Source organism: Pirellulaceae bacterium, assembly GCA_029243025.1.
In the GTDB taxonomy this organism is placed as follows: domain Bacteria; phylum Planctomycetota; class Planctomycetia; order Pirellulales; family Pirellulaceae.
In genome coordinates this window covers 147,994-160,958 of the sequence record JAQWSU010000009.1, presented here as the reverse complement: position 1 = coordinate 160,958, position 12,965 = coordinate 147,994, and the positions used below count along the sequence as shown (strand labels likewise).

Here is a 12,965-nt window from a genome sequence, read left to right as displayed (position 1 = left end):
TTCCAGCTAGGCGCGAATTGATGACGATCAGTCCAAGATGTGAAGTTCACGAGAACATTCTCGAACGTTGTGTTCTGGCAAAAAAATAGAGGGAGTCTTCATCGCAGGCCAGATTCGCTCACGCTCGTCGATTCGCTCAACCCAGACGTCCCCCTGCTCTGTCTTGTCGCTCCACGGCTGTCGAATCTGCCGGCCCGCCTTTGTCTCAAAACCAACGTCGATCAAGCCTTTACCCGCGTCGAGATTGACAATCGCGCTACGTTCATTCTCGGCGAGAGGGTGGCGAGAATATTTCCCGCGCCAGTTCACGACCAGCACTCCGCCATCGTGGTCGGGCCACTGGATCGTCAAGCGATAGCGACCGGCGCGCCGCACGCGCACTTGCCAACCATCGGTCTGCGAATGGCCTGAGAGATTCTGACCGTCCTGATAGCGGCAGAGATAAGACGGATTTTCGAGCGCGCTCCCGAGATCGATCGGACCTATTGCAAATTCGCGTTCTCGTTTCATCTCATCGAACCATGCCTCGTATCCCAATGAGAGATCACTGAGTACTTTCCGATGACGCAGGGCAACGTTTTGGGACTCTCCGGGGTCACGGATAAGGTCGTAGAGCTCGATCTTCGAGGCATCAAAATCGTCAACCTGGCCGACTCCCGCATGCGATACCCACTTGTAGCGTTGGGTGATCACGGCGGCGTTGAGGTAACGATTTTGAAGAATGCGTTTGACCGTCTGGATGTAGATCTTTCGTGTTGGCCAAGCCTTTGGCTCGATCTCACCGGTCCATAGTTTCAGCAGATTGACGCCGTCGAGTCGCTCGGGTTCAGAGGGTGACGCTCCCGCGGTGTCAGCAAGCGTCGGAAGAAGATCGATGTGCGCCGCAATGCGGTCCACGTGTGCCCCTGCAGTGATTCGCTTCGGCCAGCGCACCCAAAAAGGCACGCGAATGCCGCCCTCGTAAACTCTGCCCTTCGAGCCGCGAAGTCCAGCGTTGAATCGACCCGGGGTCGGTCCATTGTCCGACATAAAAATCACGATGCTATTTCTCGCAAGCCCAGTTTCCGCAAGAGTTTTTGTCAGGCGTCCAAAATTATCATCGAGATTCTTCATCATGCCGTAGAGCTTCGCAGTCTCCTCGGAAACGCCGGAATCGGCGAACGGTTTCCAATACTTCTTCCCGACTGAAATCGGTGTGTGTGGCACGTTTGTGGGCAGGTAGAGGAAGAACGGCTGAGCGCGATTTTCCTTAATAAATTCGATACCCGCATCGAAAAAGAGATCCGTACAATAGCCCTCAACAATCTCACGCCGGCCGTTGCGCCAAAGAATGGGACTGAAGTAAGTAGCATCATCATCGGGTATTTGGCCGATCCCTCCAGACCGATGCACAAGAACTTGTTGAAAGCCTTGGTCCTGCGGACGAGACGGCGCGTTGTCGCCAAGATGCCACTTACCCGCGATGGCCGTGCGGTATCCGCTCCTGGCGAGAATCTCTGCGATTGTCTCTTCATCGCCAAAGATACGAGCGCCACCGCGCGAGGTGGCAAGCACGCCAGTCCGCATATGATAACGTCCCGTCAGTAGGCTGGCTCGAGTCGGCGAGCATACCGGTTCAACGTAAAAGCGAGTCATCTCGAGAGACTCGCGTGCAAAGGCGTCGAGATTCGGCGTCGAAATCTTCGTGTTGCCGTGGATTCCCAGATCGCCGTACCCCTGATCGTCGGTAAGAACGACAATGATATTGGGGCGCATATCAGCCCGGACGGCGCCAGGTTCTGCGAGCGGCACGAACGCGAACCCCAGCAGTAACCCGTAGAGACGTAAGGAAGAGCCATCGGGTCGAGGACGACGCTGTTTGTGGGTGTCGATCATCGGTTTGGCCAACAAGACTTCAAGACATCTGCTATTTTACACCACCCCGGATCAGTCAATTCCGGGTTTCTGCTGCCGCTGTTCGCGAAAACGTCTTTTGTCTTGGGCAAGACCAGCCAGACAAACATCGCCTCCGCCACCAGACAAACCGCAAAGAAGAGGAACCTGCGATCCGGTCCAATCACCTCAGCTAACAGATAGTGATTTTGATTCCCAACTAGCCTACATGGAAGAACCACTAATTCAAGGGGTGCGTGTGTGTAAGGCAGCCGTGGCCATCTTGCACACACGTACCTCGACCATTCCCCTCGATGGTGAGCCCATTTGGGGCCTGCCTGAGCGGAAAATGCAGGTCGATGGAGGCAAAACTTCCCAGCGGGTGCCCATCGCCCCATGCCGATCTGCGTCGGGATGAATTAGAAGCTCTCCAGGAAGATGTCGAGTCGACGTAGGTCAGCTGCTGAGACGGGTCGGCTGAATCAGACAAAGCGATCGGGCTGCCCGAGTAGGCGGCATCCAGGTGGAGGCCCCATTCATCCACCGCAGCTGGCGACCTTGGAGAGCGCGATTGCCACAAACGGCAGTCCTTGAGAATCTCTTCGATCACATCTGCCTGCAGCGGTTCGATGAACTATCGCCGCGCCACCGGTACAACCTGGCTCACCGGTGACACCGACGGTGATGGTGACACAGATACCGTGGACTTGACCACGGCGATTATCAACTTCACCAAGGCCAGTAATCCGGCAACGGGGCTGTAGCTGAGCCGTCAAGCCTGCTAGTACTGGCCGTCGGCTGTCTCTGGCTGTTGCTCGGCCGCAACGTGCCACAAACGCTATTGTGTCTTACTGGCAGTCACTCGTAAGCGCCGAAGCCTTGCTTCACGTTACGCAAATGTCCGTTCTCATTATCGAGAATGGTGACTTCCACCCTTGTCCCACTAGGGCTATGAACATTAGTGTCCGGACATGTAGGTTCTCGGATAAGCCATCAAACTCTCAAACTGAACGCTGTTCCGTGCCCCGTGATTTCAATGCGGTTGTCCGCGTAGACCTCGACCAGTAACCAGACCTTTTTGCCCAGCCGGCCGAGAGATCGGTAACCGACCTTCCCACGCTGACATAGGTCACGTCATTTTGCCTTTGTACAAAATTGTCGTGTAGCTGCCCATGAAAAGCCACCCTGACGACGTCGGAGTAGGATTCGATTAGCTTCTGAACTTCCCCCGCATTGCTAATCTCGTAAGGATAATGAATACCGGCCAGAATCTGGTGGTTAAAGATAATCGCCTAATAATCTTTGCGCATGGCGTCCTCCAGTTGCTCACGGAGCCATTGTCGTTGCTGGCGTGGAATGTAGCCCTCCGCGTAGCCAATGCAAAATGGCTTTTGTCGGTACCGTCGGGCTCGTATTGCGAATCGAGCACGATGAACCGCAGATTTTGTTCGGGATAATCAAATTCGAAAGAATTGTCCGGAATGAATGGGTTGTCATCGAGATGATGCCAGACCGCTCGGATACCGTCCTTATCAATATCAATGGCGCCACACGATTCATGATTTCCCAACACGTAGTACGACGGTCCCTGAAACAACTTCATATTCACTTGGTACGTTTCTAGGTTTTGGCCAACTCTTCAGTCTTGTATCGAGACGAAATGCCGCCCTTATGTCCTTCGTGAACCTGGTCACCATTGGAGACAACGAAGCTTGCGCCCGCTGCGTTCATCGCTTCTACGAAGGCCTTGATCGACTCGCTATGTCAACCAATATCCGGCGCCAAATTGTGCTCGATCGTTGTATGGTGCAGGTCGTTAATGAAGCCAAACTTCAGCTGGATTTTATCCGAATTCCCCTCTACACCGTGTGACTGTTGGGAACCGGTAGTCGGCGCGAAGTAAGGCACCGCAACCGCTCCCGTGGCCACTGGCCATCCTGACAAACTGGCGTCGATTGAGGTTTTTCTTTTTGAGCATGTTATTCCATCGTCACTCGGGTTTATCTTTTTACGGAACCCAATGCCCATTTTTTGCTATATCCGCCTGAATACCCTCGTCCGTGGCCGAATCCACGCTACCGCATGATTTTAATCAATTGGAACAGACGAGCCCCTAGCCTGTGCGGAATATCTCGATTCATTCTAAGACGTGCCATGGGAATAGGCTTATAGCCTGTCACACCATCCTCACTTCACTGCAATAGCCTTCTTAACGACGGCTGTACCGTCCAGCACCACGAGTGAAAACATCGAAATCACAGGATAGAATGTCATTAATCGTAAATTCTGTAAGATACGCTCAACTTTCGTATAAACTACTGTTAGGAAGCTTTCATGAGAGCCACTGCAAACACTCCCAGAAAACGTATTAGTTAGCCCCTCGCAAAAAGAAATCGCGTGCGAGGGGGCTAACTAATATTTTTTTTGGTCACATGCCTTTGGTGCAGTTTTCTTACACCTGCATGCCGAACGTTTGCAATGCGTAAGGCTGATTCTGGTCGTGAGTGGATGACAAAATTAATATCGGAATATCGAATCTTCCCGCATCGGTCTTCAACGTTGTTTGCCGGCTACGCATCAGGCGACAGATTTGCTGAATCGAAACGGTGAATGGGGTATCGTCGCGCAGCGTTCCGTCGGCGTTGCGCCATGGCACGAATCGTATGCTAAAGTTCAGGAAACCATGGTGGTGCCGTATTGCATGATCCTAGCCTGTTTGCGCAGCGTGCATCGGTCGCGCAAAAAAACGCGAATTTATCATGCGTGGGCAGGGCAATCGGGAAAAGTTCAGCCGCCGGCTTTTCTAACCGAAGCACCAATAGTCCCAAATGAGGCTAGTCCAACGCAGTCTAACCCAGAAGGCCGGCGTATTATCACCCCTGTGGTCTATTATTACGTCGCCGGGCGCTCGTCCGGTAAGTCGGTCGCCTCTTGGGGTTTCGAGTCCAGCTGGCGATCTGACAGTGAAGCTATTTTGTTTGACGATAAAACTGACTCGACGAGACTAAACCAGATAGAATGAATGGTGTGCGAGCGATCCGAGGCCAGGGCTATGGTCCATCAACCGAGATTTTATTTTTGGTTTCCGCTGCTGTTAACGATCATCACGGTCGGCTGTCAGTCCGACGAGCAGCCAGCGGACACCCCTTCCGCAAACGTGCCCTTTTTCGTCGAAGTTACCGACAAGCTGGGCCTTGCTGATACGTCCGAGTCGTGGCCAAACGGGCATTATCTGACGCCGGAGATAACCGGGGGCGGGGTGGCGGTCTGGGACTACGACGGTGATGGGGACCTGGATATCTACCAGGTATGCCATCCTCCTCCTGCCGCGTTTCCGGCGGCCTTCGAGAAACCCGCACCTAACCGACTGTTCGAGCAACAGGCCGACGGCACTTTCGTCGATGTTACGGCCGCCTCGGGCTTGGGAGATCCCGGATATGGACACGGCGTCGCCGTCGGCGATATCGACAACGATGGGCACCTGGACGTCTACGTTACAAACTACGGAACGGACGCGATGTATCGGAACAACGGCGACGGCACGTTCCGCAATGTGACTCGCAGCGCGGGCGTGGCAACCGAGGGCTGGAGTTCATCGGCCGCTTTTCTGGACTACGACGGTGATGGCGACCTCGATCTTTACGTCGCTCGTTTCGCCCGATTCGATCCGCACCACCGGTGCTCCAATCCGTCCGGACCGGAGCCTGACTATTGCGGTCCTCAGCTTTTCGAAGGAGTCACCGACGTACTGTATTGCAATACCGGTAGCGGCGTCTTCACCGACGTGTCGAAATCGGCCGGGATCACCGCGCCATCTCGCGGTTGGGGTATCGTGTGCGCCGACCTGACGGGCGACGGATTGGTCGATATCTACGTTGCAAACGATAGCGAGCCGAACATTCTGTGGACGAACTCGGGAGATGGCAAGTTTCGTGACGAGGCGTTCGGTCGCGGAGCCGCTGTTAACGGGATGGGTAGCGCCGAGGCAGGAATGGGAGTCGCAGCGGGAGACATTGATGAAGATGGCAGCTTGGAGTTGTTCATAACCCACCTCCAAGGAGAGACCAACACACTGTATCTGGCCGATGAAAAACTACGGTATCGTGACCACTCGGCCGGTTCTGGAGTGGGAGCACCCTCGATGATTCGTACGGGGTGGGGATGCGGGTTTCTGGATCTGGACCACGACGGCGACCTCGACTTGACCCTGGTGAACGGTCGCGTCGCGCGAGGAGCCGTCGAGGCTGGCAGCTCCGGTAGTCCCTTTTGGTCACGGTACGCCGAACCGAACCAGGTGTTTGAGAATACAGGCCGCCAGAAACTTCGGTTTGAGCACGCAAGTCAACGGGCAGGCGGTGTCAGCCAGCACATCGAGAATACCCGAGGATTGGCATTGGGCGACATCGACGGCGATGGCGATATCGACCTCGTGACCAACAACTTGGACAATACCCTTCGCGTTTTTCGCAACGACGCGCCGATCGACGACTACCACTGGGTGATGGTGCGACCCATGACGGGAAAACGTGACGCATATGGTGCGGTGGTGACAGTGACGACCGACAAAGGAAAGCAGATGCGGATCGCCCATCCCACGGTCGGCTATCTATCCAGCAGTGACCCTACCGCCCATTTCGGAGTGGGGACAGCCGAAGCCATCGCGTCGATCGATGTCGTGTGGCCGGATCGGACACGCGAGCGGTTTGCCGCGGCCGGCGTGGACCGACAGATCGTCGTTCAGAAAGGCAGCGGGCAATCGCCTTGACGGTCGTCCGGAACGCAACAAAAAAACCGCGAGATCCAACTCGCGGCTTGTGGATAGATTTACCGATGCGTACGACGTATCGCCCTAGGCTGCGGCGCGACGCCGACGTCCGAAGATGCGAAATCCTGCGATTAGCCCAACCAATAGAATCGCAATGCTTGACGGCTCCGGAACCGGCTCCTCAATGCCAATTTGAATTGAATATTGGCGGCCGAGCGGGCTTTCAGTAACCATGTTTCCCACAGCTACCGTAGCGGGGTCTTGTTCGCCGCCAGCGGCCCAATTCGATGCACCTCCACCGTCAAACGAAACCGTTCCCGTGTTCGCTTCTCCATCGGGGTCGCCATCATAATGCCCGAAGCGATACATACCCTCCACCACGTCTGCGGTGCCGGATGCGAGGTTAAACGGAAGCCCGCCCTGGTCGCCCAACGCGGTCGCCCAACGCGGTCGCCGAATGCGTCTCGCCGATCCCTGTGATTTCTAATTCGTCGTTGCTCACTTTGAAAATGACAGGCGTCAACTGATTACCGACTTCGTCAGCCCAATAATTCCAGGTAGTGGCCACGCCAGTCTGAGAAATTATCTCGTGTATGCCAAGCAGTCCGGGCGCCGAGTCTGGCCCCGCCCGTTGAATGACCGCATCACCATAGTAGACCGGCCCAGCGAAGACCGATGAAGAAGACACCGTAAAAATCACTGCGAACAGCAAGAGCTTTGCACTTACGCTAGTCATGTGGTTACCTCGATAGACCGTCTGCGGTGAGCATCTTGTTACACGTTTACCAGTGGCGATTATGACGGCATCAACTTGTCTTGCAAGTTTTTTCTTTCACTTCACCGAACCCCCCTATCAGGGGGTGGGTGGACTGCCACGCACAGCCGAATTTCCCCAGCTAGTGCGGCGGCGGTTTTTGCTTGGCCCGTTGCGTCTCGTCCTTCTATTTCACTAGATCCCGAACGAAATGAGCACCGACAGACGTTTCGTCCAATCGAATCGCCTCGTTCGCGTCGGCCACCGCCTTGTCGAACCGCCCCTTGGTAAATTGAGCCTGTGCGCTAGCCGTGTACAGCTTGGCAAGAAAGGGTTGGGGGGCTCGGGCCTTGCCGTCGGGCGGTTCCAGCCGGCCAATTCCTGTCTCGAAATCCTGCAGCGCTTCGTCCACTCGATCGCGGTCCAGATAGGCCATTCCTCGGTCGAGACAATATTGGGCGTTGTTGGGTTCAAGCCGAATGGCCTCAGCCCAGTCGGCGTAGGCCAAATCGGGTTGCCCCGTCGTGAGATGGACTTTCGCCCGGTTGCCGTAGGCGGTCGGGAACTGCCGATTGTTTTTAATTGCCAAGTCGAAGTATTTAATCGCCCGACTAAACTTTCCCTGATTCATGTAAACTACTGCCAAGTTGTTGTAGGCCGGCGCATGCTCCGGATTGAGCCGTATCGCTTGTTCAGCTGCCTCAATCGCTTCACCATTCATCCCCCGTTCGCAGTATGAACCGGCGCGCATGGACCATGCATCGGCGGCTTCAGGAGCCCGCTCCAGCGCCGCGGTACAGTCGGCCAATAGACCTTCGTGATTCCCGGCAGCGCGATGGAAGCGGGCTCGTTCGAGATACAGGCTGACGTCTTCAGGAGCCAAGTTGATCGCGCGTCCCAGATCGTGGATTGCCTTATCGAGCTGTCGTATGTAGAAGTATGCCAGCGCGCGATGCTTGAAACCGCCCACACTATTGGAGTTCAGCTCAATCGCCCGGTTGAATTCGATAATCGCGTCATCATGTCTTCCCGAATTCATCAGCGCCTTCCCTTGCGTCAACGCCTCCTCTTCCGTGGTAGCCGTGCTTCGTGGGGTGTCGTCGATACAACCGGCCGATGTCAACATCACAGCTGCCCAAACGGCGAATAGCAATAGCGCAAAGGGACGCGCGCCGCAGCGGATTACAATCCGGGACCACCACCGTCTGGCCGCGGCTGGCTCCGTCATACCATGATCAACATCCCCGGGTCTCATACGGTTTAATTTACCTTCCCCGGAAAAAGCATGCGTGTGGTGTGTCTTACCGACTACGATCGCACTTAATTGACGCCATAGGACTCGTCATTTCATCCGTCTGATTCAGCATTTTACACTTCGGAGGTTATGGAATGCAATTGAACTGGTGTCCAGTAGAAACAAGTAGTTGCTACTGTTCCTGGTGACGATCTCATCGATTGATGCCGCAGTCCCGGAGACCTCAGGGAGGCGACGAAACAAGTTTCACGAATCCGCGGCAACCATTTCCGAACTGTCAGACGAGTAAGGTTCCAATGAAACGATCGCACACCAGTCCAAATCGACTCAAAGTCTGGGACGATAGCATGATGAATAAACTGTCAGCGTTGACTCGGAAAAAGCGAAAACGACAGGCGAGTAAGAAGCGCCGCTCAACATTCAACTTCGAAGATGCCTAGAATCGCGACGAGGATCTGTCTGCCGCCCAAGTAAGCTGCGGTAGTCGATCATCGGTTAGTGGGATTTCGCAAAAATCGCCGCGGCATCGACTGCGCCGCCCCCCAACCCGTCAGCAATTTCCGCCAGGGTCTCCCAGAGGTAGATCGCATAGCTCGGATCGAACCAGATGCGATAGACCGGATTGCCGCCGACCTGTTGCGGTAGGATGCCGCAGCTCACGCCTGCGATGCGGGTATACACGAGCCGGGCGGAGGGGCTCCTGGAAAAATCGTATCCGCAACATTGAGCCAGGAGGTCCAACGCTCGCAGACCACAAAGCAGAAGCGTGGCATCCTCACGCACGACCGGCACTAACTGCGCACTGTCTCCAGGCAACGCTTCGCGCAGTGGCGTAAGCGATCGATCCGGTGAACCGGCCTCGAGCAGGAATTCATTCACGCCGAGTCGTACGACCAGACCGCCCGCTTCCAGTGGCCCGCTGGCATAAACATCTGCCGGAACAGCGAGCCCCAGGTCGCCAAGCCACATAGCAGCCCCTGGACCCTTGAGACCAAGCTTTTCCAGCAGGCTAACATCGCAGAGCCCGACTCTCCGCAATCGCTTGGCCTGGATCGCACCCCCGGGCAGCGGTGCGGTTTGTAGCAGATCGTGAAGCGGGCTCTGACGGATTGTCTCGGGCATCTGGCGCTTTCTTTAGTCTGGCAATCTTTGCCGCAAGGCGTCTGGATCGTAAAACGGCAGCGGCACCACGCTGGCCGTGAGGAGCTTGCCAGCGGCCACGCGAATCCTGACCTGCGTGCCGGCGGCTACCTGCGCGGGCCGTACGAAGGCCAGGGCAATGGGCTGTCCGAGTGTCGTGCGATGGGCCACGCTGGTAATGCGGCCCACAATCTCGTTACCCTCTATTATCAAATGACATTCCTCCGGTAGCGGCGCCGTGGCATCCGCAGGGAGTGCCAGACCGACCAACTGTCGCTCTGGCGGGCGAGCGGCGAGAATCTGCAAGCTTCTCGAACCGACGAAAAACGGCTTTTCCATTTTGACCGCCCAACCCAAATCAACCTCGAAAGGATGGGTCAGCGCATCGGTATCCTGACCCACGATCAGATGGCCCTTTTCCAACCGCAACAACCGCTGGGCCTCAACCCCAAACGGCTGGATCTCGAACTGTCGGCCCGCCTGCAGGAACGCTTGCCAGACGTGGCAGGCCGCACCGGCCGGCACATGGATTTCATATCCCAGCTCACCTACAAAACCGAGCCGCATCAAGGTGGCCTCGACACCTGCCACGCGGCCCTCGCGAACAGCCAGATAGGGGAAATCGTCTGCGGCAAGCGACAGTTCAGTCAGTCCCGCAAGGACCTCGCGTGATCGTGGACCGGCCAGATTGATCGCGGCCATCTGTCCCGTAGCATGAACCAAGGTAACATCCATCCCAAGGATCAGTGCCCAACGCTGCAAATCGCGGTAAAAGGCGGTCACGCCACTGCTCGTCGCCGTCACGTAAAAATGGTTTTCCCCCTTCCGGGCCACCACACTATCTTCGATCAGGATCCCCAATTCGTCGCAGGCCAGGGCATATCGCAGGTGGCCCAGCTTTTGATCCAAAAAGCCCCCCGTATAAATCTGCTCCAGGAAGCGGCCAGCATCGGGTCCAGAAAAGTGCAGTTTGCCGAGCGTGCTGACGTCGATCAGGCCCACGCCACGGCGAACATTCTCCGCCTCGGCAAGGATACAATCTTCGCGCGAACTGCCTTCAACCTTGTAGTATTCCGGACGCAACCACGTGCCTGCGTGCATCATCTGCCCACCCAACTCCAGGTGTTTTCCGTGCAGCGGGGTCCGCCGCAAGGGGTGCAGGCGACGTCCGGCCAATTTGGAGAGTGAAACGGGCTGGTGAAAAGGCCGTGAGACGGTGGTTCCCGTCTCCTGGATCGTGGCGCGATTGAGCCGGGCGAGAATTCTGACTGCATTCACATTTGAGAGCTTGCCCTGAGTCGGCCCCATACCCACGGTGGTGTAGCGTTTGATCAATTCAATGCTGTCATAACCCTCCTGATGGGCGTTTTGAAAATCGACCAGGTGTAGATCTTCATCTAGATCGACGAAGTTTTTCTTGCCCGGGTGAGGAACAATCGGATAGGGATGACTCCGCGGGGGTCCCGTAGGTATGAGCGGCTGGGGAACTTTCCCGCTGAATTGACCACATGCTGCGGCGGCTGCTAGGCCTGCGCGGTTACCATCGGCAAGCTGATCTGCCAATTCAAAAATCCCTGCCGCCCGCCCGGCCACAAACACCCGCTCCGGCAGGCTGTCGGGCACCAATTGCTCCACACGCGCGTCGTAACGGAACCGGACCCCCGCCTGATAGGCGATCCCCGACACGGGCGTCCAGCCCACACTCATCAAAACGCCGTCGCACGCCAGCTTCGCACGGCCAATGCTCTGGGGGCCGCCCGTCTTGTCCAAGGGACAGAGCATCACGCCGGCCAGCGCATTTTTATCGCGACTGGCAATCGCTTCGTAAATGGTGTGGCCCTTGTAAATCATGATCCCGCTCGCGGTGACCGCCTTTCCCCACGGGCCCGCCTCGCCTTCATCGCGCAAATCCGCCAGGGCTACCACCTCCACACCGGCTTTTTGAAGATCCAGCGCAAGTCGATAACCCTCGCTGCCTGCCGCCAGGATCACAGCCCGCCGACACGGCCGTACCCGATAGAGATAAATCAGGCGTTGGGCGGCCGAAGCAAGCATCACTCCAGGGAGGTCGTTGTTCTGAAAAACGGCCGGCTGCTCGAAACAGCCCGTGGCAAAGAGGGTCGCCCGCGTACGAAGTTTGGTCAGCCGCTGCGCGTCGACCAGGGCGATCCAATGATCGGCGTAACAGCCGGCTACCTGCGTACCGGTGCGAATCTGAAGATTGTCGAGTGCCGCAGCGCGGCGCACGAGCTCCTGCAAAGATCCGGCAGCCGTCTGATCTTGCGCATGTTGCCAGTGGAGGCTGCCACCCACGTGAGGCTGCTCATCGACAAGCAACACCTCCAATCCCTGCTCGGCGGCAGCGATCGCGGCGGCGAGACCTGCGGGTCCTGCACCGGCAACCAAAAGATCGGCAAACGCATAATCCTTGGGTGACGGCTGCCGCTTGCCGGCAGGATTGATTTTTCCAAGGCCGGCAATTTTGCGCATCTGGTTTTCATAAAAGGGGAACAGCCGCCGGGGCGTATGGAATGCCTTGTAATAAAACCCAACCGGCATCCAGCGGCCAAAGCGGTCGGTGATCTTAAGCCAATCTCGTTTGAGTCCCCCAGCCGTGTTGACCGAGCGGACATTGAGCCCCGCTTCGATCGGCAAAAAGTCGCCGCGGAGATTCGTCCGCTGGCCGTCTTCCACCATCAAATTGGCATCCGCTCCGGCGAGGCTGTAAATGCCGCGCGGCCGGTGGTATTTGAAGCTGCGTCCCAAAAGCCGCACCCCGTCTGCCCACAGCGCACTGGCGAGCACATCGCCCGCAAAACCTTGATGCGACTCGCCTTCAAACTGAAACGAAACCGGCTGATCGCGGTCGATCCACTCCCCTTCACGCTCGGGCAATCGTTTATTCATCCGTTCCCCGCTGGCCGTGGAGGTAGGTGCGAAGGAATTCATCGTTCTCGCAATCCCGCTCGGCAATAAACCAAGTACCGCTCGGCGTGTGGTACCACCATTCCCGCTGGACGCCCGGTTCGCCGGCGCGGTTGAAGACGTAGTCGGCCCACTCTACGTCGCTCAACTGGCCCTCGTCGCCAGTGACAGGCAGCGGGCGAACTTGGCCGCCAAAGTGGAATTCCTGCAGTGGCCGAGGACCGTTCACGGGACAGCAAATGATCTTCATCGTG

At 56.7% G+C, this 12,965-nt stretch carries 10 protein-coding genes; 3 read left to right on the top strand and 7 right to left on the bottom strand.

Going from position 1 to position 12,965, the window contains the following annotated elements; genetic code table 11:
• Positions 1–27: 27 nt before the first annotated feature.
• The gene (locus tag P8N76_04760; protein MDG2380963.1) at positions 28–1,887 is read right to left on the bottom strand and encodes an arylsulfatase; all 1,860 of its coding nucleotides are present in this window, start codon (positions 1,885–1,887) and stop codon (positions 28–30) included.
• A 614-nt stretch (positions 1,888–2,501) separates the two neighbouring features.
• Between P8N76_04760 and P8N76_04755 the strand changes: the two genes are divergently transcribed.
• The 3 genes from P8N76_04755 (at position 2,502) to P8N76_04745 (ending at position 6,637) form a co-directional block, all read left to right on the top strand.
• The gene (locus P8N76_04755; GenBank protein MDG2380962.1) at positions 2,502–2,636 is read left to right on the top strand and encodes a hypothetical protein; all 135 of its coding nucleotides are present in this window, start codon (positions 2,502–2,504) and stop codon (positions 2,634–2,636) included.
• A gap of 721 nt (positions 2,637–3,357) precedes the next feature.
• A complete protein-coding gene (locus P8N76_04750) occupies positions 3,358–3,744 on the top strand; it encodes a hypothetical protein (protein ID MDG2380961.1) in 387 nt (128 codons plus the stop codon).
• A 1,180-nt stretch (positions 3,745–4,924) separates the two neighbouring features.
• On the top strand, positions 4,925–6,637 hold the full coding sequence (locus P8N76_04745) for a CRTAC1 family protein (GenBank protein MDG2380960.1): 1,713 nt from the start codon (positions 4,925–4,927) through the stop codon (positions 6,635–6,637).
• Between the two features lie 84 nt (positions 6,638–6,721).
• Here P8N76_04745 and P8N76_04740 read toward each other — a convergent pair whose 3' ends face one another.
• From P8N76_04740 to P8N76_04715, 6 genes are all read right to left on the bottom strand, one after another.
• The gene (locus P8N76_04740; GenBank protein MDG2380959.1) at positions 6,722–7,006 is read right to left on the bottom strand and encodes a PEP-CTERM sorting domain-containing protein; all 285 of its coding nucleotides are present in this window, start codon (positions 7,004–7,006) and stop codon (positions 6,722–6,724) included.
• A gap of 34 nt (positions 7,007–7,040) precedes the next feature.
• Complete coding sequence (locus tag P8N76_04735) at positions 7,041–7,373, bottom strand: hypothetical protein (GenBank protein ID MDG2380958.1); 333 nt, start codon at positions 7,371–7,373, stop codon at positions 7,041–7,043.
• A 205-nt stretch (positions 7,374–7,578) separates the two neighbouring features.
• A complete protein-coding gene (locus P8N76_04730) occupies positions 7,579–8,646 on the bottom strand; it encodes a tetratricopeptide repeat protein (GenBank protein MDG2380957.1) in 1,068 nt (355 codons plus the stop codon).
• A 495-nt stretch (positions 8,647–9,141) separates the two neighbouring features.
• Positions 9,142–9,768: a hypothetical protein gene (locus tag P8N76_04725; GenBank protein MDG2380956.1), complete on the bottom strand. Its 627-nt coding sequence runs from the start codon at positions 9,766–9,768 to the stop codon at positions 9,142–9,144.
• A 12-nt stretch (positions 9,769–9,780) separates the two neighbouring features.
• Positions 9,781–12,693 (bottom strand): 2Fe-2S iron-sulfur cluster-binding protein, encoded by a 2,913-nt coding sequence (locus P8N76_04720; GenBank protein MDG2380955.1) that lies wholly within the window; start codon positions 12,691–12,693, stop codon positions 9,781–9,783.
• Positions 12,686–12,961, bottom strand: a complete 276-nt coding sequence (locus tag P8N76_04715; protein MDG2380954.1) for a sarcosine oxidase subunit delta — start codon at positions 12,959–12,961, stop codon at positions 12,686–12,688. Before P8N76_04715 ends, P8N76_04720 begins: the two co-directional genes overlap by 8 nt.
• Between the last annotated feature and the right edge of the window lie 4 nt (positions 12,962–12,965).